Source organism: Janthinobacterium sp. 17J80-10 (genome assembly GCF_004114795.1).
In the GTDB taxonomy this organism is placed as follows: Bacteria; Pseudomonadota; Gammaproteobacteria; order Burkholderiales; family Burkholderiaceae_D; genus Paucimonas.
In genome coordinates this window covers 3,025,343-3,046,747 of sequence record NZ_CP035311.1, presented here as the reverse complement: position 1 = coordinate 3,046,747, position 21,405 = coordinate 3,025,343, and the positions used below count along the sequence as shown (strand labels likewise).

Genomic DNA, 21,405 nt, shown 5'->3' with positions numbered 1-21,405 from the left:
AAAAACTAACCGCAACGCTCTGCGAGCAAAAAGAATTTCAGCCGAGGGTCGCGGCGCGACGCTTCGGTACGTATCCAACCATGTCCTGGCATTTCGCTAAGTGCTCTTTTCCGGTCGGTGACACCCCCGGCGAGGCGACATCAACCATCTTCAGACTTTTGGCTTCTTTTCGTCGCCTTTGAATGTTTTTCGAATAGAGCTGATCAAAAGTATCTGCCTCCTGCCTTTTAATCACTTGTCTGAACCATCCCAAGGGTGAAGCTATCGCCGTTCTTTTTCCACATGCGGCGGCATTCAATGTGCCGGCTAATTCGTCTAAAAGATCTTGAGCAACTAACGGGCTTGTCACGTTCCCTTTTTTTAAAATTTTAAGAAGGCATTCCTTGAGATGAACAATGGAAGGCTCGAAAACAAGCTGTGCAAAATCGGAATCAATTTCTTCTTCTAGGCCAGTCCTTTCTCTGCCGCTTTTGCCCGTGGTAGTGGTTTTCTTAAGTGATACTTCTTCAGTTGGTATACCTATATGGCCTGCTTTGCCGGCCACGGCTCTGCCGGAGACGGCTGCACCGGAGCCGGAAAACCCGCCTATGGTTACCCTTTCCGGGACCGGATTGAATGAGATGAACCATGTCAATTGGCCATTTTCGCCGTTAAAAACTTTGCGGATCATATATCCGGCATCTACAAGCTCGCGGGCAATGCGTTGCCACTTTTCTTTTCCAAGTTCGGACTTCCCATTCGGAGCAAGCCGGCGTCGAAGTACAGCAATGCTTATAACCCAGCCATCTGGTTTGACGGCCAACCACGCGCCCACTGCCCGACTATCTAAGCTTAACAATGGATCTTCCAAAAGATGCTCTGGCACCGCGCCATAACGGTATGAATGGGTAACTTGAACGACCCCGCCTGAATGCTTTGGAAAGCTGGCACGCGATCCCGTAGTCATAGAGTTTGTTCTCTTCAAGATTCCGGTTTCGAAAATTCTTCATCAATCAAGCGCGCGATGTCCTCTGTCCTAAAGTACAGACGCCGCCCTATATAAACCTTGGTCGAGTTAATCTGCTGTGCCCAATTTGCGCGAGATGAGCATAGCGTCTCGCGTAGTCCAGTCGGGCTGCGCTGCAGAATTTGTGCTAGCTGATCGAGTGTCAGAAGAACGGGATATTGTTTTCTCAGGGTTGAAAGCGTTGTGCTCACGGTCAGCTCCGAAACTTCAATTAATTGGAATTAATGGTGCTATTTTTGACGGAACCGCGATATATTTATCAGTCATCTATATCCGATATTTTTTACTGATAAATTATCGATCCATGCTCAAAGAAAACGAATCAATTCAAAAAAAGATTGGGAGAGGGAGATGCCCTGAAAGTGATTCGGTTCGAATGGAAAATCGCATTCGGACAATCGCGACGGTGAAGTGGGCAATGCGAAAGAAAGCCGCAGTCAATCCTCATCAATTTTCTCAGTGGTTCGATGATGAGATTCATAGACTCGATCCTGACGGACGAGACAGCCAAAGCTCAGGTAAATGGAGGAAAAATCTTGCCGGCGATGTGGCGCTAGGCAAGAAAGACTTACGGGTACTTGCGATGCTTATTCCAGATGCGGAAAACTACTTTCAGCATGGCCCAGAAAATTTGTGGGACGCGCTCTGGGGAGACGAGTCGCGCTTGTGGGAAATCTGTACGATCAAGGGGTACGTGGTCGGCATAAATAATGAAGGTGAGCCGGCGAAAAATTTCATTACCTTGGTTGGCCCAGACATACCATTCAATGAGTCGCTGTCCAATTTTGAGCGTAGCTTGTTGGCGAAATATAAAAGGTGTAACGGTGGCCTGGAAATGAAGGACTTGGTTTCGGCTTTGAGCTTATACCGGTTGCATCAAAGGCTGGTCCAGATTGCGCGAATCGATGGGACCAGCGCGTATCGATGTGTGAAATTATGCCTATGGAGTCCAAGGGTCAGTCGTGAACTGGAGGACCTTCAAATCTACGACCGTATTGCTACCGATCTACTCGTTGAGGAATCAGACCGAATAAAGGGCGTTGTCGCTCATAGAAAATGTATTGCAAAATCAATTTTCGGTAGCGAGGATCACCCGGTAGAAGGATTGCTCTATGCCCTCGATCCGTTCGAGTTTTATTCGATGGAAAAGTGGATCGCTGATTTGGGCATGTCAATTGATTACTACACGCATGTCGTCCAGCCTGCTAACTAAATCCTCGGCGCGTAGGTGTGTATAGCGTCGAAGCATCTGCATCGACTTGTGTCCGCTGATTGATGCTACTTCCTGGTCGCTCAGGCCGCCTTCGACGAGCCGGCTGACGGCCTCATGGCGAAGGTCATGAAAGTGAAGGTCTGCAAGTCCCAATCGCTTCTTGATTCGATTCCAAACCTTTGTGAACTGGTATGCGCGGCGTTCGCCGGTTTTTCCAGGTTCACCGAAAAAGATCAGGTTGGTGTCAATAGGACGAATCGGGTTATCGAGAGCCTGTTGAAGTACTTCAGTTGCAGCCTTGGTTAGAGGGACGGTCCTGGCTGAGTCATTTTTGGTATCGACAAGGCGTACGATACGCCTTCCAATGTCAATTTGGCTTCGGCGCAGGCCAAGGATTTCTGATTGCCTCATGCCCGTTTCAATTGCTAGGCGGACGATCCAGCCAAGCATGGGATTGTTGTGTTGGTCGATCGCTTCTAGCAATTTCTTCTGTTCAGCACTCGTTAGCCTCCGGTTTCTGCCGGCGCCGGGGCTTGGTTTTCGTACATTGGCCACCGGGTTGTAAATCAGGCCAACATGCCATTCCTTGATTGCTACAGTGAATAGGTGGCCGAGGAGGGCGAGTTCCAGCCGTACGGTATTGTTGGCTTTGCCTTGTGCCAAGCGGAAATCTCGGAATTTGGCAATAAGGTCTGGGGTAATTGCAGCAAGAGAGTATTTCCCGAAATAGGACGTTAGTTCTCGCATCCTGGCGCCTTCACGACGCTGGGTGCTTTCTTTCTTCGTTGGCACTATTTCGCGCTGGTAGCGTTCTAGGGCTTCTTTGATTGTTGTTTTTTCAGACGGCCCGCGTTGAATATAGACACCGCGCACCATTTCATCTTCTGTACCACGAGCCCAGTCTTCCGCATCACGCTTGGTGCGAAAGGTTTTTATGGCCGATGGCCAGCCGCTGCGCCGGATTACCGCTTTCCAAGTTCCTGAAGGTGTTTTTGTGATGGTTGCCATGGTGCCTCTGTTCAAAGGTTGCACCGTGACTGTACTGAAAGTGTACCGCTGGGGACCGGTAAAAGAAAAAGGGGTTACGAAATCATTCGTAACCCCTTATATTCTTTGGCTCCCCGACCTGGACTCGAACCAGGGACCTGCGGATTAACAGTCCGTCGCTCTACCAACTGAGCTATCAGGGAAAGGAGACAAGATTATAGGCGGTATCTACGATCTTGTCAAAGCCTTGCGGCAATTTTGTTGATTACAGTACCTTGCCGATCGCATCGACCACATTATCGATGTTGCGCGAGTTCAAAGCTGCCACGCAGATCCGGCCAGTATCCACCGCGTAGATCGCAAATTCTTCGCGCAGGCGGCCGACCTGGTCCTTGGTCAGGCCGGAATACGAGAACATGCCGCGCTGTTTGATGACGAAGTCGAAATCCTGGGCCGGGGCCTTGGCCTTAAGCTTTTTCACCAGTTCTTCACGCATTTCCTTGATGCGCACGCGCATGCCGGCCAGTTCTTCTTCCCACAGCTTGCGCAATTCCGGGCTGGACAGCACGGTGGCAACCACCTGGCCGCCATGAGTCGGCGGGTTGGAATAGTTGGTGCGCACGACGCGCTTGAGTTGCGACATCACGCGGGCGGCTTCTTCTGCGCTGGCAGCGACGATGGACAGGGCGCCGACGCGCTCGCCATACAGCGAGAACGACTTCGAGAAAGAATTGGAGACGAACAGCGGGCCGCCGGCGTCGGCAAAGCGGCGCACCACCTCGCCGTCGGCGTCGATGCCGTCGCCAAAGCCCTGGTAAGCCATGTCGAGGAAGGGAATCAGGCCGCGCTGGGTCACCACGTCGATGACCTGGGTCCACTGGTCTTCAGTCAGGTCAGCGCCGGTCGGGTTGTGGCAGCAGGCGTGCAGAAGCACGATGGCGCCGGCCGGCATGGCCTTCAGGGCGGCCAGCATGCCGTCGAAGTTCACGCCGCGGGTGGCGGCATCGTAGTACGGATAGTTATTGACGACGAAGCCGGCCGATTCGAACAGGGCGCGGTGGTTTTCCCAGCTTGGGTCGCTGATCCAGACTTGCGAATCGGGCGAGAAGCGCTTGAGGAAGTCGGCGCCCAGTTTCAGCGCGCCGGTGCCGCCGATGGCTTGCGCGGTGACTGCGCGCTTTTCCTGGATCACGGCGCTGTCGGCGCCAAACACCAGTTCCTGCACCGCCTTGTCGTACGCTGCGAGGCCTTCGATCGGCAGGTAAGTGCGCGGCGCCAGTTTTTCCATCAGCTGCGCTTCAGCCTTTTTTACGCATTCCAGCAACGGCACCTTGCCGTTGTCATCGTAATAGACGCCGACGCCCAGGTTGGTCTTGCCCGGGTTCTTGTCAGCGTTGAAAGCTTCGGTGATGCCGAGGATAGGGTCGCGCGGGGCCATTTCAATGGCGCCGAAAAGGGAGGCGGAAAGAGGTGCGGTCATCGTGATAACATGAAAAGTTGGCTGCATTGGTGGTAGCGCAGCAGGGTTGCCCAATCCGCAAAACCTGGTTGTTTGTAAGGACGTTGCGGCTGATTGCAACCTATTATTTTACCAAAGGTCGAACAATCATGGCTGAATTAACCCAGGTTCCAAACAGCATCGACGAATCCCGCATCGTCACCTTTCCCGATTCCCCCTACCAGCTGTACCAGCCGTTCCCCCCGGCCGGCGACCAGCCTGCGGCGATCAAGCAGCTGGTGGAAGGCGTCGAGGATGGCTTGTCATTCCAGACACTGCTGGGCGTGACCGGCTCAGGCAAGACTTTTACGATGGCCAATGTCATCGCCCGCATGGGGCGTCCGGCCATCGTGTTTGCGCCCAATAAAACCCTGGCGGCGCAGCTGTACAGCGAATTCCGCGAATTTTTCCCGCGCAATGCCGTCGAGTATTTCGTCAGTTATTACGATTACTACCAGCCGGAAGCCTACGTGCCCCAGCGCGACCTGTTCATCGAGAAGGATTCCTCGATCAACGAGCATATCGAGCAAATGCGCCTGTCGTGCACCAAGTCGCTGATGGAGCGGCGCGACGTGGTCATCGTGGCAACGGTTTCGGCCATCTACGGTATCGGTAACCCCAACGAATACCACCAGATGATCCTGACCTTGCGCGCCAAGGACAAGGTGAGCCAGCGCGACGTCATCGCCCGCCTGATCCAGATGCAGTACTCCCGCAACGAAGTCGATTTCGGCCGCGGCACCTTCCGCGTGCGCGGCGACACCATCGACGTCTTCCCGGCCGAGCATGCGGAGCTGGCGCTGCGCATCGAGACGTTCGACGATGAAATCGACAACCTGCAGCTGTTCGACCCGTTGACCGGTCGCGTGCGGCAGAAGATCCCGCGCTTTACCATCTATCCGGGCTCGCACTACGTCACGCCGCGCGCAACCGTCCTGCGCGCCATCGAAACCATCAAGGAAGAGTTGCGCGAGCGGCTGGAGTTCTTCCGCAAGGAACACAAGCTGGTGGAGGAGCAGCGCCTGGAGCAGCGCACCCGCTTCGACCTGGAAATGATGACCGAGATCGGCTTCACCAAGGGTATTGAAAACTATTCGCGCCACCTGTCCGGCGCCAAGGCGGGCGAGCCGCCGCCGACGCTGGTGGATTACCTGCCGCAGGATGCGCTGATGTTCCTGGACGAGTCGCACGTGCTGCTGGGCCAGTTGAACGGCATGTACAACGGCGACCGCGCGCGCAAGACCAATCTGGTCGATTACGGCTTCCGCCTGCCGTCAGCGCTGGATAACCGGCCGCTGCGCTTCGACGAGTTCGAGGGCAAGCTGCGCCAGACCGTGTTCGTCTCGGCGACACCGGCGGACTATGAAAAGACCCATTCCGGCCAGGTGGTCGAGCAGGTGGTGCGCCCCACAGGCCTGGTCGATCCGCAGATCATCGTGCGCCCGGCCAGCACCCAGGTTGATGACCTGGTGTCGGAAATCACCCTGCGCGTCAAGAAGAACGAGCGCGTGCTGGTGACGACGCTGACCAAGCGCATGTCCGAGCAATTGACCGAATTTTTGGGCGAGAACGGCATCAAGGTGCGCTACCTGCACAGCGATATCGATACCGTCGAGCGCGTGGAAATCATCCGCGACCTGCGCCTGGGCACCTTCGATGTGCTGGTCGGGATCAACCTGCTGCGCGAAGGCCTGGATATCCCGGAAGTCTCGCTGGTGGCGATCCTCGACGCCGACAAGGAAGGCTTTCTGCGCTCCGAGCGCAGCCTGATCCAGACCATCGGCCGCGCCGCCCGTAATCTGAACGGCACCGCGATCCTGTATGGTGACCGCATCACTGATTCCATGAAGCGCGCCATCGACGAGACCGAGCGCCGCCGCGCCAAGCAGGTGGCCCACAATGAAGCCCACGGCATCACGCCGCGCGGCGTTTCCAAGGAAATCCGCGAGCTGATCGACGGCGTCTACAATCCGCACGAGGCGCGCCTGGAGCTGCAGGCCGCGCAGACGCATACGGATTACGAAGCCATGAGCGAGAAGCAGGTCAGCAAGGAAATCAAGCGCCTGGAAAAACTGATGGTCGAACATGCCAAAAACCTGGAATTCGAGCAGGCGGCCAAGGTGCGCGACCAGCTGCAAATCATGAAGGAAAGCCTGTTTGGCGCCGCCGGTGCCGACAATATCGTGTCGCTCACGGGTAAATGACCATGGCCGTGACACTTTCTTCGACCGTTCCCGCGGCATTCCTCGACATGCTCGGCCTGGCCGACCCTTCCTGGCGGCCCGCACTGCGCGCCGGCCTGGAAGCGCTGGCCGCGGCCCATCCGGCCTACCTCCCGGCGCTGGTCGACGACCAGTATCTGCCCACCGAAGGCAGGCTATTCGCGGCCTTTGCCCAGCCATTGCCGGCGGTGCGTTACGTGCTGGTGGGCGAGGGCCCCTATCCGCGTGTCGAGAGCGCCACCGGCTTTTGCTTCATGGATGGCGCAGTGGCGTCGCTCTGGTCGGCTGGCGGCCTCTCCAAGCCAGTCAACCGCGCCACATCGCTGCGCAACTTCATGAAGATGCTGCTGGTCGCCGAGGGGCGCCTGCAGCCGGAGCACACCTCGGGCGCGGCGCTGGCGCACATCGCCGAAGAAGCCAATGCGCCCGGTTCCGCCCTGATCCAGACGCGCGCCGAACTGCAGCAAAACCTCACCGACCGGGGCTTTCTTTTGATGAATGCCGCGTTGGTGTTTCGCCCCCACGTGCCGCCGCTGAAGGAAGCCAAAGCCTGGCAAGCTTTCCTGCAATGCGTGCTGGAAGCGCTGGCCGGGTATGCGCAGAAAAATGGCACGACCGTGCCAACCCTTGTCCTGTGGGGGAAGATTGCCGAGCAATTGCAGGCAGTGCCGGCGCTGGCACAATTCCCGCAGACGGTCTCGGAGCATCCTTACAATTTGAGCTTTATCCTTAATCCGGTCATGCAGGCATTGTTCGCGCCCATGCACCTTCTTCATGGCAGCCCATCCCGGGGCTGATCGCCCATCCTCCGAGGCGGCATCTTTTTTGTGTGGCATCAAGAAACGGTGCTCGCCTGCGGTAACCACTTCGCGTTGATCGCCTCTAATCTTTGCCGGGAAAAGCAGGAAATGTAAAGTTTGCCCTTCCTGTAAGGTTTGCAAGAGTTAATCGGATCTTGCAGGCTTCGGCATAGCACACAGCATTCCTTGTCCTGCGCCATTCTGTTCCAAGCAGCGTGGCAGCGCGGGATCTGCGTTTGTGTGGGCTGCCTCGCTTTTCCTGGTATGGCGATTGCATTCACGCCTTCGTGACTGGGTTCTGCAATGGAGGAAGCAATGATCACAACGCGAATGTCGGCTTTGTCGTGTGGCTGCGTGTGTGCATGTGTGATGCAAGCCGCCATTGCCCAGGAGTTTGCTCCTGCTGCCGAGACGGCGCAGGAAGGGCGGCTGACGGAATCCGCCCTGGCTTCGCTGCCCGGCGAAGCACCGGTGCCGGCGCCGACCGGCTTGCGCATCCAGTTTGATTCCGGCACCATGGAAAACGTCCATCGCATCGTCGGTTTCTGGCCGAGCGTGCACTGGCTGAATTCGCGCAACATGGGCACCAGCATGGCCGCGCTTGGTTATACCTGGCGCAACCTCAAGCTGGAGGGTGCCCTGTTCAAGGAGCGCGAATCCGAGCAATTTCGCAGCAATGACGAGTTGCTGCGCCTTGATTCCGCCACCAAGCGCCTGGGCTACAAGCTGGGCCCGCACTGGGCGCTGCAATTGAGCCGCGGCTTCATCAGCAGTCCCGACCAGTTCCGCCAGGACCAGCGCACCCACCGCCGTACCGCGTCGCTGACCTATCGCGGCGGCTACAACAGTAATGCCTGGCACACCACGCTGGCTTTTGGGCGCGGCAAGGGGCCTTCAGGCAATAGCGGCAACGCCTACCTGCTGGACACCGCCATGCGCATCGGCGAGCAGCATACCTTGTTCGGGCGGGTCGAACGCGCCGGCCATGATGAATTGTTCCGCAACGAAGATGGTCCGCGCGACCAGAGCCATGAAGTGGGCAAGTTGAGCCTGGGCTACCTGTATGAGCCCAAGACGCGCGGGCCGGCGAAGCTCGGTTTTGGCGGCATGGTCAGCCGGCGCAACATACCGAATGAACTCTTGCCGTATTACGCGGACAAAAATACTTCCTACATGGTTTTCATGCGCGTGCAAATGAAGTTTGGCGGCAATTGAGGCGAACCATCCTGATGCTGCCCGGCTGGGCGGCATTCCAACGGTCTTGCAAGGATAGCGGCGGAGAGCGGCATGCACCATCCACTTAGTACTGAAATGAAAAAATGCCTTGAGGCATGCCAGAAATGCCACAATGCCTGCCTGCACATGGCCTTGAGCCATAGCCAGGAAAGTGGCGGTCCGCACCTGGAGCCGGGGCATTTCCGGCTCATGATGGATTGCGCCGCGATCACCCAGACTTGTGCCGATTTCATCTTGCGTGGGTCGCACTTTCTTGACCAGACTTGCCAGTTGTGCGCTGCGATCTGCGAGTTGTGCGCCCAGGGCTGCGAGCAGGCCGGCGGCATGGCGGAATCAGCCCAGGCTTGCCGGCGCTGCGCCGAAAGCTGCCGTCAGGTCATCGAGTCCATGGTGGTCAAGCTGGCCTGACGTTCACTGGCCGGCAGGTTTGACCGGAATCTCTTCCATCCCGGCTCTACGAGCCGCCTCGGGATGTGCTGTGTCGCCGCCTGTTCCCGCATTTCCCATGGTTCCCGCTGTTCCCAGGGTTCCTTTGGAGCTATTCCTGACAAATTTAGTCAACTTTGTTATACTTGATCTAAATGCTCAACTATTGGGGAATTGGGTTCTGAAAGTAGAGTCTTTAAGGCAACTCTGCAGGGCGCAATGATAGACCAATAGGCAATAAGGCGCGTTCAATACGCTCAAAATACGCTTAAACCGCATCCGAGGTGGACGACACATGAGATTGACGACCAAAGGCCGCTTTGCCGTGACCGCGATGATCGACCTGGCCTTGCGCCAGGATAAGGGTCCCGTCACGCTGGCGGCCATCAGCCGGCGCCAGGAGATTTCCCTGTCCTATCTGGAACAGTTGTTCGGCAAGCTGCGCCGCCACGAGATCGTGGAGTCTGTGCGCGGCCCCGGGGGCGGCTATAATCTTGCCCGGCGTGCAGAAGATGTGACTGTCGCCGATATCATCATCGCCGTGGACGAGCCGCTTGACGCGACCCAGTGCGGCGGCAAGGGAAATTGCCACGGCGCCGACCATGAGACTGGCCAGCAGTGCATGACGCATGACCTGTGGTCGACCCTGAATGCCAAGATGGTGGAATACCTGGATTCGGTTTCCCTGAAAGATCTGGTGGAGCAGCAAAAGCAGAAAGCTGCCGAGCCGCGCGTGGTTTCGATCGTGCGCCCCCATGTAGTGGTTTGACTGGAGTAATAAGAGAATGAACGCCCCCCTGGAAAAAAGCCTGCTGGATACCCTGAAGGCACCGCACTTCCCGATTTACATGGATTATTCGGCGACGACGCCGATCGACCCGCGCGTGGCCGACAAGATGATCCCCTACCTGCGCGAGCAGTTCGGCAACCCCGCGTCGCGCAGCCACATGTATGGCTGGACCGCCGAGAAGGCCGTCGAGGAAGCCCGCGAGCAGGTCGCCAAGCTGGTCAACGCCGATTCGCGCGAGATCATCTGGACTTCCGGCGCAACCGAGAGCAACAACCTGGCCATCAAGGGCGCCGCGCACTTCTACAAGACCAAGGGCAAGCACATCATCACGGTCAAGACCGAGCACAAGGCCGTGCTGGACACCGTGCGCGAACTGGAGCGCGAAGGCTTCGAGGCGACTTACCTGCAGCCGCAGGACAACGGCCTGATCACCATCGCCCAGCTGGAAGCAGCGATCCGCCCGGACACCATCCTGGTGTCGGTCATGCTGGTCAATAACGAAATCGGCGTGATCCAGCCGATCGACGAAATCGGCGAACTGTGCCGCAAGAAGGGCATCATCTTCCACAGCGACGCCGCCCAGGCGACCGGCAAGGTAGTGATCGACCTGGAAAAGACCAAGGTCGACCTGATGTCCTTCTCGGCCCACAAGACTTACGGCCCCAAGGGCATCGGCGCGCTGTACGTGCGCCGCAAGCCGCGCGTGCGCATCGAAGCGCAGATGCACGGCGGCGGCCACGAGCGCGGCCTGCGCTCGGGCACGCTGGCGCCGCACCAGATCGTCGGCATGGGCGAAGCCTTCCGCATTGCCCGCGAAGAAATGGACGACGAGCTGGCCCGCATCCGCGCCCTGCGCGACCGCCTGGCCAAGGGCTTGATGGAAATCGAGGAAGTCTATGTCAATGGCGACATGGCGCACCGCGTGCCGCACAACCTCAACATCAGCTTCAACTACGTCGAAGGCGAGTCCCTGATCATGGCGATCAAGGATATCGCCGTGTCCTCCGGTTCGGCCTGCACCTCGGCCAGCCTGGAGCCGTCGTATGTGCTGCGCGCCCTGGGCCGCAGCGACGAACTGGCGCATAGCTCGATCCGTTTCACCATCGGCCGCTTCACCACCGAGGAAGACATCGACTTCACCATCAACCTGCTCAAGTCCAAGGTCGGCAAGCTGCGCGAACTGTCGCCGCTGTGGGACATGCACAAGGAAGGGATCGACATCAATTCGATCCAGTGGGCAGCACACTAACAGCACATACAGGAGTACAAAATGGCATATTCGGAAAAAGTCCTCGACCACTATGAAAACCCGCGCAACGTTGGCGCTTTCGAAAAGGGCGACGAGACGGTGGGTACCGGCATGGTCGGCGCCCCGGCATGCGGCGACGTCATGAAGCTGCAGATCAAGGTCGGCGAAGACGGCGTGATCCAGGATGCAAAGTTCAAGACCTATGGCTGCGGCTCGGCGATTGCTTCATCTTCGCTGGTGACCGAATGGGTCAAGGGCAAGACGCTCGACCAGGCGCTGGCAATCAAGAATACCCAGATTGCCGAAGAGCTGGCGCTGCCGCCGGTAAAAATCCACTGCTCGATCCTGGCGGAAGACGCCATCAAGGCGGCAGTGCAGGATTACCAGGCCAAGCACGGCGCGGCCAAGGAAACGGCTTAAGTAGCAGGCGACAGGCAGGTGCGGTAAATTCCTTCCCGGTACGGGAGGCGTTGAGGAAAGCAAGATGGCGATTACATTGACGGAAAAGGCGGCAAAACACATCAGCCGTTACATCGAGCGGCGCGGCAAGGGCATTGGCCTGCGTTTCGGCGTGCGCACCACCGGCTGCTCGGGCATGGCCTACAAGCTCGAGTATGTCGACGAGAGCAGCGACGATGACCAGGTGTTCGAATCGCATGGCGTGAAAGTCTTCGTCGATCCCAAGAGCCTGCCGTACATCGATGGCACCGAGCTGGATTTTGCGCGCGAAGGCTTGAACGAAGGCTTCAAGTTCCGCAATCCCAACATGAAGGATGAGTGCGGCTGCGGCGAAAGCTTCCGTATTTAAAGCCACCAAATCAAAAGCCTGAAAGTCAGTTGGGGACAGAGTAGTTCGCCGCCTGCGCGGCTTACAAACTCTTTCCCACAATCATGAAGACGCACTTCGAACTTTTCCATTTGCCGCAGCGCTTCGAGATCGACCTCGCAGCGCTGGACCGCGCGTACCACGAAGTGCAGAACCAGGCCCACCCGGACCGTTTCGCCGCCGCCAGCGGCGCCGAAAAGCGCGTGGCCATGCAGTGGGCGACGCGCGCCAACGAGGCTTACCAGACCCTGAAAAAACCGCTTGCACGGGCAAAGTACCTGTGCGAACTCAACGGCGTCGACCTCCAGGTCGAATCCAATACCGCCATGCCGCCAGCCTTCCTGATGCAGCAGATGGAATGGCGCGAAGCGCTGGAAGACGCCCATGCCGCAAAAGACATCGGTGAACTGGAAAGCCTGGAAGGCGAGTTGCTTGCCGCGCGCAAGGCGGAAATTGCCAACCTCGCGGCACGGCTTGATGCCGGCGATTTCGATGCGGCCGCGCTTGGCGTGCGGCGCATGATGTTCGTCGAAAAATTCGAAGATGAAGTGGCCAGGATTTTTGACCTGGTCAGCGATTAGGAAACAATAGTTTATGGCGCTTCTGCAAATTTCCGAGCCGGGCATGTCCACCGCGCCGCACCAGCACAGGCTGGCGGTCGGGATCGACCTCGGCACCACCAATTCGCTGGTCGCAACCGTGCGCAGCAGCATCCCGGAAGTGCTGGTCGACGAGGAGGGCAGGGCGCTGTTGCCATCGGTCGTGCGCTACCTGCCCAGCGGCCACGCCAACATCGGCTACAAGGCGCAGGCCGCCCAGGTCAGCGACCCGAAAAATACCATTGTCTCGGTCAAGCGCTTCATGGGGCGCGGCTTGAAGGATATTGCCCACGCCGAGAACATGCCCTATGACTTCCTGGATACCCCGGGCATGGTGCAGTTGAAGACCGTGGCCGGCGTCAAAAGCCCGGTTGAAGTCTCGGCGGAAATCCTCGCAACCCTGCGCCAGCATGCGGAAGACGCGCTCGGCGATGAGCTCGTGGGCGCCGTGATCACGGTGCCGGCCTATTTCGACGATGCCCAGCGCCAGGCCACCAAGGATGCGGCAAAACTCGCCGGCCTGAATGTGCTGCGCCTCTTGAACGAGCCAACCGCGGCGGCCATCGCTTATGGTCTCGACCACAATTCGCAAGGCATCTATGCCGTCTATGACCTCGGCGGCGGCACCTTCGACATCTCCATCCTGAAGCTGACCAAGGGCGTCTTCGAAGTGCTGGCCACGGGCGGTGATTCTGCCCTGGGCGGCGACGACTTCGACCACCGCCTGCTGTGCTGGATCATCGAGCAGGCCAAGCTGGCGCCGCTGTCGGACCAGGACACGCGCCTGTTGATGGTGAAGTCGCGCGAAGCCAAGGAACTTCTCTCCACCAAGTCCGAAACCCAGATCGACGCCGTGCTGCAAAGCGGCGAGCAGGTCCACCTGACCCTGACCGCGGCGACCTTCGTCGAGATCACCCAGCACCTGGTGAAAAAAACCATGGCGCCGTGCAAGAAGGCGCTGCGCGACGCCGGCCTGTCGGAAGAGGATGTCGATGGCGTCGTGCTGGTCGGTGGCGCCACGCGCATGCCGCACATCCGCAAGGCCGTCGGCGAATTCTTCAAGACCACGCCGCTGGCCAATATCGACCCCGACCGCGTGGTGGCGCTGGGCGCCGCCATCCAGGCCAATCTTTTGGCCGGCAACCGCGCGCCGGGCGACGACTGGCTGCTGCTGGACGTCATCCCGCTGTCGTTGGGCATCGAGACCATGGGCGGCCTGGCCGAAAAGGTCATTCCGCGCAATTCCACCATTCCCTGCGCGCGCGCGCAGGAATTCACTACCTTCAAGGATGGCCAGACAGCGCTGGCGATCCACGTGGTGCAGGGCGAGCGCGAACTGGTGTCCGACTGCCGCTCGCTGGCGCGCTTCGAGTTGCATGGCATTCCGCCGATGGCCGCCGGCGCGGCGCGCATCCGCATCACTTACCAGGTCGATGCCGACGGCCTGCTGGCCGTGTCGGCGCGCGAGCTGCGCTCGGGCGTGGAATCGTCGATCACTGTCAAGCCCTCCTATGGCCTGTCGGACGACGAAATCGCCAAGATGCTGCAGGATTCCTTCACCCTGGCCGAGAGCGACATGCAGTCGCGCGCGCTGCGCGAAGAGCAGGTCGAGGCCGAGCGCATCCTGCTGGCCACCGAGTCGGCGCTGGCAGCCGACGCCAATCTCCTGACGGAAGAAGAACGCAGCGAAATCGCGGGTCTGGTCGAAGGCTTGCGCCGGCAGGCGCAGGGCAATGACCACGACGCCATCAAGGCGGCGGTGCAGGCGCTGGCCGCCGGCACGGAAGACTTTGCCGCGCGCCGCATGGACCGCAGCGTGCGCCAGGCGCTGTCCGGCAAGAAGCTCGACGAAATCGCCTGAAGCCGTAACCAACAACCCATTTGAACCCGAGGTAGCCTGTGCCCCAGATCGTTGTCCTTCCCCACGCCACCCTATGCCCCGAAGGCGCCGTCATCGAGGCGCAAAAAGGCAAGACCGTCTGCGATACCCTGCTCGAGCACGATATCGAGATCGAGCACGCCTGCGAAAAATCCTGCGCCTGCACCACCTGCCACGTGGTGGTGCGCGAAGGCTTCGAATCCCTGAACGAAGCCGAGGAAAAGGAAGAAGACCTGCTCGACATGGCCTGGGGACTGGAAGCGCAATCGCGCCTGTCCTGCCAGGCAGTGGTCGGCGACGAAGACCTCGTGATCGAGATTCCGAAGTACACGATCAACCAGGTCAGCGAAAATCATTGAGGGCACCGCCATGAAATGGACCGACATTACTCAGATCGCGGAAGACTTGCACGACAAGTACCCGGACATCGACCCGCTCACCGTGCGCTTTACCGACTTGCATAACTGGGTCTGCGAGCTCGATGGCTTCGACGACGACCACAAGCGTTCGGGCGAAAAGATCCTTGAAGCGATCCAGGCGGCCTGGATCGAAGAGGCTAAATAAAAAAGGGCGGCCTCATTACGGGCCGCCCTTTTTACAAGGGATCTTCGCCTTATCCGCGCATGGTCAGTTCGCCGTTGACGATGCGCACGCGGTCGCCCACGCGCCAGCTGTCGCTGGTCTGGCGGAAGGTGCGCGACGTGCCGTTTTCCATGCGCACGCGTACCTGATAGCTACTGGTGGCGCGGGTGCGTTTTTCCACTTCATTGCCGGCATAGCCGCCGCCCACAGCGCCGGCGACCGTCGCAAGCTTCCTGCCATTGCCGCCGCCAACCTGGTTGCCAAGCACGCCGCCCAGCACAGCGCCGGCGACGATGCCCACGCCGCTGGCCTGGCCCTGTTCCTTGACTGGCGTAACCGCTTCCACGCGGCCGCAGTCGCGGCATGTGGCGCGCGCCTGCGCTACCTGGGTAGTGTGCTGCCGGTAACCGCTGGACGCCGGGCGGGTGCCCTGGTGTTCATTGCCGGCTGGCTTCTGGGCCGCCTGGGGCACCGGCTTTTCCGCGTCATTCGCGGCAAGCTGCGCTTTCGGCTCGACGGGGGTGGTGAAATTTGCGGCGGCATCGCCCGTTGCGGCGGGCACCGGCGCAAACATGTGCGCAACCGAAGCGCTGCCCGGGCCGCTTTCGCCGTGGGATGCCGGCAGCAGGCCGGTAATGGCCGCCACGCCCGTGATGCTCAGGACGGTGACGGCAACGGCGGCAATTGCCACAAGAGGGTGAATGCGGTTCGGCTTGTGATTGGCTTCCATAAAGGCTCCCATGCTTGAAATGTTGATGTTGTCTTCCTATGAACTAATTATCAGAGGAAAGTTTCATCGAACATAGACGGCAAGGTGTGTCAGGTGTAAGCCTTTGTAACAAACGCTGCGCCGTTTCAGGCCTGTCCGGTGAGTTGCAGGCGCCGATCATCGGTGCGATTGCGGTACCACGAAAAAAATTCATCCGGCGGCAGGGGCCGGCTGAACCAGTATCCCTGGGCGAGATTGCAGCCTTGCCTGGCCAGGTAATGGAGTGCGAACTCGGACTCGATGCCTTCGCCGACCACCTGGAGATTCAGGCTGCGGGCCAGCGCGATGATCGCCTCCGTCACGGACCGGCTTGCCTTGTCGCGCTCGATGCGGCGCACGAATGACTGGTCGACCTTGAGCTTGTCGAGCGGCAGGTTGCTCAGGCTGCTGAGACTGGAATAGCCGGTGCCGAAATCGTCGAGTGCTACCCTGACCCCCAGCATCTTGATCTTTCTGAGGAGTTCGATGGCGTCGCTGACATTTTCCATGACCGCGCTCTCGGTCACTTCGATCTCGAGGCAGGCGGGATCAATGCCGGAGCTGGCAATGATTTCGCTCAGCCGCTCGGCAAACCCGCGCTGGCGGAACTGCAAGGGCGAAACATTGATCGCCACCCGGGTGGTCAGTCCCGCGCGCCGCCACGCCATCTGCTGCCGGCAAGCTTCCTGCAGCGCCCATTCGCCCAGTTCGCCGATCAGTCCGGTCGACTCCGCCACGGGAATGAAGGTGGCGGGCCCGACGGACTCGACGCCATGCTCGTCTGCCAGGCGCACCAGCGCTTCGGCGCCTGCAAGCTGTCCGCTGCGGATGTCGATGACGGGCTGGTAGTGCAGCTTGAGCGTACCCTGCTTGAGTGCCTGCTTGAGCCGGACTTCCAGCAGCAGCGTCTGCTCGGCGCGCTCTTCCAGGCCGGGCGTATAGAACTGGTAATTGGCCCTGCCGGATTGCTTGGCGAGATACATGGCCAGGTCGGCGGCATGCAGCAGCGTGCTGACTTCAGTGGCATGGTCGGGGAAATAGCTGATGCCGATCGACGCGGAGATCGTCAGCTCCAGTCCGTCGATCCGGAACGGCTGCTCGAGGCTGTCGCAGACGTGCTGCGCGACCCGCGCCACGCGCTCGCGCTCGGATTCGATATAGGGCAGGACCACGACAAACTCGTCGCCGCCAATGCGCCCGACAAGGTCTTCATCGCGCACGCAATCCACCAGGCGGCTGGCGACTTCCTGCAGCAGGCGGTCGCCCGTCTCGTGGCCGTAAAGATCATTGACCGGCTTGAAGCGGTCAAGATCGATGAACATCAGGGCGCCCCGGCTATGGTTGCGGCGTGCGGCAGCCAGCAGGCGGCCGCAATATTCGAATACCAGTGCCCGGTTCGGCAAGCTGGTCAGCGGGTCGTGCAGGGCAGCTTCGCGCACGCGCAGCTCGGCCTGCTTGCGCTCGGTAATGTCGCGCGCAGTGGCAAACATCAACCATTCTCCCTTGTGCTCAAGCACGGCGACGGCTGTCTCCACAGTCAGGGTGGTGCCATCCCTGCGCTGATGCACGCCTTCAAAGGGGGGTATCCGGTGTTGCTTGCTGCGTGCGAATATCGCGGCAAACTCTTGTGCCGTGTGCTGGGGATCGATTGCGGAAATATTCAGCCGAAGCATATCCTGTTCGCTATAGCCAAGGCGTTCACACGCCAGCTTGTTCGCGTACAGGATATGCCCCTGCTGGTCGAGCAGCATCAAGCCATCATTGGCGCAGTCACTGAAGAATTTAAATTTTTGCAATTCCTCATCGGCATCCCGCAGCGCCGTGATATCCGTATTGGTACCGAACCAGCGGACTATGCGGCCGGAGGCATCGCGTTGCGAGATGGCGCGCGACAGGAACCAGCGATACTGTCCGTCAGCGCCCTTCATCGGGAAGGTGTCTTCCCACGGTTCGCCGCTGGTCAGGTGCTGGCCGAATTTTACAATGGCATCGTCCAGATGGTCGGGGTGGTGCAATTTGCGCCAGCCCTTGTTTTTCATGCTCTCCAGGGTCGTGCCGGTAAATTCCAGGAAGCGGCGGTTGAGCCATAGCGGCTGGCCTTCACCGTCCGTGATCCAGGCCAGCTGCGTAATGTTGTCGGCCACCAGGCGAAAACGCTCTTCGGACTCGCGCAATTTCTCTTCGGCTTTCTTGCGTTCGGTAATGTCTTGCACCGTCCCGCGCAGTCCAATGACGACGTGCGCCTGATTCCAGACGGCCTGGCACTTCGAGTGAAGGCAAATCACCGCGCCATCACGGCGCTGGATCGTCAATTCCAGGTCATACCCGGTTCCCGTGCGGACGGCCTCATTCGTCGCCTCGTTAACCATCTGCCAGGTATCTTCTGACAGCAGCGTGCCCCGCGTCTGGGCAAAGGAATGAATTTCCTCGCCAAAAATGGTCGGGACCGACTGGGAGGTGGTGATGGCATCCGTGCGCGCATCCCAGTGCCAGGTGCCGAACTTGGCAAGGCGATGCGCTTCGGCCAGTTCCAGCTCCTTGTCGCGCAAGCTGGCGGAATGTTCATTAAGCAAGTTGGCTGCGCGCCCGATTGCCGCCGCGACTTCGGCAGCTTCCTGGATGTGCAGGGGCGGAACCTCGACGGTAGCGCCGCTTCCCAGCGCGCTGGCGGGGGCCGTGAGCGCCCTGACGGAAAAGGCGATTTTTCCTCCCATGAACCATGCCAGGAACAATCCGACGCCAAACAGGGACGCCACGCCAAGCGCCAGCAGCGAGAGGGTTTGTGCCAGTGCATTTTCTACCGTGTCGCGCGGGATGCCAATGGCCACGCGCCAGTGCGTGACTGGCGACTCACTGAAAAAAGACAATACGGAAACGCCTTCCTTCGTGATGGCTTTAATCCCGCCTTCGGGCGCGCGTTGCAAGGCCTTGAGTAAATCGGGCGATGCTTTCTCGTTGATGAAGCGTTCTGAAGCATGCGAACGTGCAATGATCGTGCCGGCGCTGTCGACGATCACGACCAGCCAGTCTGGCGGCAAGCGTTGCGACTTGAGGATCCTGTCGAAATGCTCCGGCAGGACGCCAACCCCGAGGGCATAGCTAACCTTGCCGTCGATGATGACAGGGACATCCACGCTCATGACGGGGCGTTTCAGTACCGGGCCGACAAACATGTCGTTGATTTTCGGCTTGCCGGACGCAAAAATGTCGCGCACCTGGTCTGGCGCCGCTGTTGGCGCCAGTGGCGTGCGAAACTCCACTGCCGTGTTGAGAATTTGCCGGCCGGCCATGTCACGCAACACCACGTTATTGCCCAGGCCGACCTGCTTCATGGCCGCGCGCGCCTGCTGGTGAAACACTGCAAGGTCGTGGAGCCGCAATGCCTCGGAAGTCGCCAGGGTTTGTGCAACGGCTTGGACGCTCAGCAACTGGTGGTCCACCGTCTGCACCAAAGCGCGTGCCGTCAGAATGGTATTTTTTTGCAGTTGCGTGCGGCTTTCCTGATATTGAAAAATAAACAGGGCAGCTGCGCCTAGGACGCCTGGCAACAGGCACGCCAATACCAGGCAGAGCAGGTAGGAGCGGACGGACCACGGGGCACGGAACGACTTAATTTTTGTCAATGCACAGTCCGGGGGAAAGAGAGAAGCGGCGACCTACCACAAAATGTGATTTTAAAGGCAATGCTGAAGTTTCACCATGCATGTCGAAAAAATTAAAATTTCTTCAAGAAAAGATAATTACAGCCCACAATAAAAAAGGGCCGCAAAACGGCCCTTTTTATGTATCGCAAGCAAAACCGGTCAGTCTTCCCGGCGCAAGTGCGGAAACAGGATGACGTCGCGGATATTGGGTGAATCGGTGATCAGCATCATCAGGCGGTCGATGCCGATGCCGCAACCGCCCGTCGGCGGCAAGCCATATTCGAGCGCGCGGATGTAATCGGCGTCGTAATACATGGCTTCGTCGTCGCCGGCTTCCTTGGCGGCAACCTGCGCCTGGAAGCGCGCAGCCTGGTCTTCGGCGTCATTCAGCTCGGAAAAACCGTTGGCAATCTCGCGGCCGGTGATGAACAGCTCGAAGCGCTCGGTAATGCCCGGCACGGTGTCGGAAGCGCGTGCCAGCGGGGAGACTTCGACAGGGTAATCGATGATGTAGGTCGGGTTCCACAACTGCGCCTCGGCAGTTTCCTCGAACAGCGCCAGTTGCAGTGCACCCAGGCCGGCATGCGCGTGCGGCTTGACGCCCAGGCGCCGCAATTCATGACGCAGGAATGCCTCGTCGTGCAACTGTTCGCCGGTATATTGCGGCGCGTACTTGTTGATGGCGCCGACGATGGTCAGGCGCTCGAACGGCTTGCTCAAGTCAAGTTCGCGGCCCTGGTAAGTCAGGCTGGCCGTGCCGTGCGCATCGACGGCGGCCTGGCGGATCACCTGCTCGGTGAATTCCATCAGCCACTGGTAATCCACGTAGGCTGCATAGAATTCCATCATCGTGAATTCCGGATTGTGACGCGGGGAAACGCCCTCGTTGCGGAAGTTGCGGTTGACTTCGAACACGCGCTCGAAGCCGCCGACCACCAGGCGCTTCAGGTACAGTTCCGGCGCGATGCGCATGAACATCTGCATGTCCAGCGCATTGTGATGGGTGATGAAAGGCTTGGCCGCGGCACCGCCAGGAATCACATGCAGCATGGGCGTCTCGACTTCCATGAAGTCATTCTTTTCCATGAAGCGGCGAATCGACGACAGTGCGGCGGTGCGCGCCTTGAAGGTACGGCGTGTTTCCTCGCTCATGATCAGGTCGACGTAGCGCTGGCGGTACTTGGTTTCCTGGTCGGCCAGGCCATGGAACTTGTCCGGCAGCGGGCGCAGCGACTTGGTCAACAGGCGCAGGGTCGTCACCTTCACCGACAGCTCGCCCGTCTTGGTCTTGAACAGCGTGCCCTCGGCGCCGAGGATGTCGCCCAGATCATAGTGCTTGAAGAGGTCGTAGGCTTCCTCGCCGAGCAGGTCCTTCGTGATGAAGAGCTGGATGCGGCCGTCAGCCTTGGGGCCGGAGGCATCCTGCAGCGTGGCGAAGGAGGCCTTGCCCATCACGCGCTTCAGCATCATGCGGCCAGCCACCGATACCTTGATGGCCTGTTCTTCCAGCGCTTCAGCTGCGGCATCGCCGTGCTGCGCCTGCAGGTCGGCTGCCTTGTTTGCGGGACGGAAATCGTTGGGGAAAGCGACGCCTTTCTCGCGGATCGCCGCCAGCTTGGCGCGGCGCTCGCCGATGATGGAGCCTTCGTCGAGCGGCTGGGCTGCGTTGTCGGATGCTGGAGCAGTGTGCTGAGTCATGT

Annotated in this window: 19 protein-coding genes and 1 tRNA gene; 13 read left to right on the top strand and 7 right to left on the bottom strand. The window is 59.3% G+C overall.

The window, feature by feature from the left end; genetic code table 11:
* Positions 1-37: 37 nt before the first annotated feature.
* Positions 38-946, bottom strand: coding sequence for a hypothetical protein (locus EKL02_RS13680; protein ID WP_128902563.1), 909 nt, complete (start codon positions 944-946; stop codon positions 38-40).
* Positions 947-1,310: 364 nt separating this feature from the next.
* On the opposite strand from EKL02_RS13680, the gene EKL02_RS13670 reads away from it, so the two are divergent.
* A complete protein-coding gene (locus EKL02_RS13670) occupies positions 1,311-2,219 on the top strand; it encodes a hypothetical protein (protein WP_128902561.1) in 909 nt (302 codons plus the stop codon).
* Here the strand turns inward: EKL02_RS13670 and EKL02_RS13665 are convergent.
* The 3 genes from EKL02_RS13665 to EKL02_RS13655 all read right to left on the bottom strand — a co-directional run bounded on the left by EKL02_RS13665 (position 2,178) and on the right by EKL02_RS13655 (position 4,686).
* Positions 2,178-3,227 carry a site-specific integrase gene (locus tag EKL02_RS13665; protein WP_128902560.1) on the bottom strand — a complete coding sequence of 350 codons (1,050 nt, stop codon included), beginning with the start codon at positions 3,225-3,227 and terminating at the stop codon, positions 2,178-2,180. The two genes, EKL02_RS13670 and EKL02_RS13665, sit on opposite strands and share 42 nt — an antisense overlap.
* 106 nt (positions 3,228-3,333) lie before the next feature.
* Positions 3,334-3,409: transfer RNA gene (locus EKL02_RS13660), tRNA-Asn, on the bottom strand.
* A 62-nt stretch (positions 3,410-3,471) separates the two neighbouring features.
* Positions 3,472-4,686, bottom strand: coding sequence for an amino acid aminotransferase (locus EKL02_RS13655; protein WP_128902559.1), 1,215 nt, complete (start codon positions 4,684-4,686; stop codon positions 3,472-3,474).
* Positions 4,687-4,814: 128 nt separating this feature from the next.
* Between EKL02_RS13655 and uvrB the strand changes: the two genes are divergently transcribed.
* The 12 genes from uvrB to iscX all read left to right on the top strand — a co-directional run bounded on the left by uvrB (position 4,815) and on the right by iscX (position 15,295).
* Positions 4,815-6,908 carry an excinuclease ABC subunit UvrB gene (gene uvrB, locus EKL02_RS13650; RefSeq protein WP_128902558.1) on the top strand — a complete coding sequence of 698 codons (2,094 nt, stop codon included), beginning with the start codon at positions 4,815-4,817 and terminating at the stop codon, positions 6,906-6,908.
* A 2-nt stretch (positions 6,909-6,910) separates the two neighbouring features.
* The gene (locus EKL02_RS13645) at positions 6,911-7,723 is read left to right on the top strand and encodes a uracil-DNA glycosylase (RefSeq protein ID WP_128902557.1); all 813 of its coding nucleotides are present in this window, start codon (positions 6,911-6,913) and stop codon (positions 7,721-7,723) included.
* Positions 7,724-8,041: 318 nt separating this feature from the next.
* The gene (locus EKL02_RS13640; protein WP_128902556.1) at positions 8,042-8,941 is read left to right on the top strand and encodes a hypothetical protein; all 900 of its coding nucleotides are present in this window, start codon (positions 8,042-8,044) and stop codon (positions 8,939-8,941) included.
* Between the two features lie 96 nt (positions 8,942-9,037).
* Positions 9,038-9,370 carry a four-helix bundle copper-binding protein gene (locus tag EKL02_RS13635; RefSeq protein WP_241687717.1) on the top strand — a complete coding sequence of 111 codons (333 nt, stop codon included), beginning with the start codon at positions 9,038-9,040 and terminating at the stop codon, positions 9,368-9,370.
* Between the two features lie 313 nt (positions 9,371-9,683).
* Complete coding sequence (gene iscR, locus EKL02_RS13630; protein WP_128902554.1) at positions 9,684-10,157, top strand: Fe-S cluster assembly transcriptional regulator IscR; 474 nt, start codon at positions 9,684-9,686, stop codon at positions 10,155-10,157.
* A 16-nt stretch (positions 10,158-10,173) separates the two neighbouring features.
* A complete protein-coding gene (locus tag EKL02_RS13625) occupies positions 10,174-11,427 on the top strand; it encodes an IscS subfamily cysteine desulfurase (RefSeq protein WP_128902553.1) in 1,254 nt (417 codons plus the stop codon).
* Positions 11,428-11,448: 21 nt separating this feature from the next.
* On the top strand, positions 11,449-11,847 hold the full coding sequence (iscU, locus tag EKL02_RS13620) for a Fe-S cluster assembly scaffold IscU (RefSeq protein ID WP_128902552.1): 399 nt from the start codon (positions 11,449-11,451) through the stop codon (positions 11,845-11,847).
* Between the two features lie 64 nt (positions 11,848-11,911).
* A complete protein-coding gene (gene iscA, locus EKL02_RS13615; RefSeq protein ID WP_128902551.1) occupies positions 11,912-12,235 on the top strand; it encodes an iron-sulfur cluster assembly protein IscA in 324 nt (107 codons plus the stop codon).
* 83 nt (positions 12,236-12,318) lie between these two features.
* The gene (hscB, locus tag EKL02_RS13610) at positions 12,319-12,834 is read left to right on the top strand and encodes a Fe-S protein assembly co-chaperone HscB (protein WP_128902550.1); all 516 of its coding nucleotides are present in this window, start codon (positions 12,319-12,321) and stop codon (positions 12,832-12,834) included.
* A 13-nt stretch (positions 12,835-12,847) separates the two neighbouring features.
* A complete protein-coding gene (gene hscA / locus EKL02_RS13605) occupies positions 12,848-14,713 on the top strand; it encodes a Fe-S protein assembly chaperone HscA (RefSeq protein WP_128902549.1) in 1,866 nt (621 codons plus the stop codon).
* A 38-nt stretch (positions 14,714-14,751) separates the two neighbouring features.
* The gene (gene fdx / locus EKL02_RS13600; RefSeq protein ID WP_128902548.1) at positions 14,752-15,090 is read left to right on the top strand and encodes an ISC system 2Fe-2S type ferredoxin; all 339 of its coding nucleotides are present in this window, start codon (positions 14,752-14,754) and stop codon (positions 15,088-15,090) included.
* Positions 15,091-15,100: 10 nt separating this feature from the next.
* Complete coding sequence (gene iscX, locus EKL02_RS13595; RefSeq protein WP_128902547.1) at positions 15,101-15,295, top strand: Fe-S cluster assembly protein IscX; 195 nt, start codon at positions 15,101-15,103, stop codon at positions 15,293-15,295.
* Positions 15,296-15,344: 49 nt separating this feature from the next.
* Here iscX and EKL02_RS13590 read toward each other — a convergent pair whose 3' ends face one another.
* The 3 genes from EKL02_RS13590 to lysS all read right to left on the bottom strand — a co-directional run bounded on the left by EKL02_RS13590 (position 15,345) and on the right by lysS (position 21,403).
* Positions 15,345-16,043 (bottom strand): glycine zipper 2TM domain-containing protein, encoded by a 699-nt coding sequence (locus EKL02_RS13590; RefSeq protein ID WP_128902546.1) that lies wholly within the window; start codon positions 16,041-16,043, stop codon positions 15,345-15,347.
* A gap of 125 nt (positions 16,044-16,168) precedes the next feature.
* Positions 16,169-19,684, bottom strand: coding sequence for an EAL domain-containing protein (locus EKL02_RS13585; RefSeq protein WP_128902545.1), 3,516 nt, complete (start codon positions 19,682-19,684; stop codon positions 16,169-16,171).
* Between the two features lie 180 nt (positions 19,685-19,864).
* A complete protein-coding gene (lysS, locus tag EKL02_RS13580; RefSeq protein ID WP_128902544.1) occupies positions 19,865-21,403 on the bottom strand; it encodes a lysine--tRNA ligase in 1,539 nt (512 codons plus the stop codon).
* Positions 21,404-21,405 lie beyond the last annotated feature (2 nt).

Bases quoted from the DNA above. Each gene is read 5' to 3' on its own strand.
- uvrB (WP_128902558.1), top strand. From the start codon at position 4,815: ATGGCTGAATTAACCCAGGTTCCAAACAGCATCGACGAATCCCGCATC.
- iscA (WP_128902551.1), top strand. From the start codon at position 11,912: ATGGCGATTACATTGACGGAAAAGGCGGCAAAACACATCAGCCGTTAC.
- EKL02_RS13645 (WP_128902557.1), top strand. From the start codon at position 6,911: ATGGCCGTGACACTTTCTTCGACCGTTCCCGCGGCATTCCTCGACATG.
- hscB (WP_128902550.1), top strand. From the start codon at position 12,319: ATGAAGACGCACTTCGAACTTTTCCATTTGCCGCAGCGCTTCGAGATC.
- EKL02_RS13640 (WP_128902556.1), top strand. From the start codon at position 8,042: ATGATCACAACGCGAATGTCGGCTTTGTCGTGTGGCTGCGTGTGTGCA.
- iscU (WP_128902552.1), top strand. From the start codon at position 11,449: ATGGCATATTCGGAAAAAGTCCTCGACCACTATGAAAACCCGCGCAAC.
- iscR (WP_128902554.1), top strand. From the start codon at position 9,684: ATGAGATTGACGACCAAAGGCCGCTTTGCCGTGACCGCGATGATCGAC.
- EKL02_RS13635 (WP_241687717.1), top strand. From the start codon at position 9,038: ATGAAAAAATGCCTTGAGGCATGCCAGAAATGCCACAATGCCTGCCTG.
- EKL02_RS13590 (WP_128902546.1), bottom strand. From the start codon at position 16,043: ATGGAAGCCAATCACAAGCCGAACCGCATTCACCCTCTTGTGGCAATT.
- EKL02_RS13670 (WP_128902561.1), top strand. From the start codon at position 1,311: ATGCTCAAAGAAAACGAATCAATTCAAAAAAAGATTGGGAGAGGGAGA.
- EKL02_RS13655 (WP_128902559.1), bottom strand. From the start codon at position 4,686: ATGACCGCACCTCTTTCCGCCTCCCTTTTCGGCGCCATTGAAATGGCC.
- lysS (WP_128902544.1), bottom strand. From the start codon at position 21,403: ATGACTCAGCACACTGCTCCAGCATCCGACAACGCAGCCCAGCCGCTC.
- EKL02_RS13625 (WP_128902553.1), top strand. From the start codon at position 10,174: ATGAACGCCCCCCTGGAAAAAAGCCTGCTGGATACCCTGAAGGCACCG.
- EKL02_RS13680 (WP_128902563.1), bottom strand. From the start codon at position 946: ATGACTACGGGATCGCGTGCCAGCTTTCCAAAGCATTCAGGCGGGGTC.
- iscX (WP_128902547.1), top strand. From the start codon at position 15,101: ATGAAATGGACCGACATTACTCAGATCGCGGAAGACTTGCACGACAAG.
- hscA (WP_128902549.1), top strand. From the start codon at position 12,848: ATGGCGCTTCTGCAAATTTCCGAGCCGGGCATGTCCACCGCGCCGCAC.
- EKL02_RS13665 (WP_128902560.1), bottom strand. From the start codon at position 3,227: ATGGCAACCATCACAAAAACACCTTCAGGAACTTGGAAAGCGGTAATC.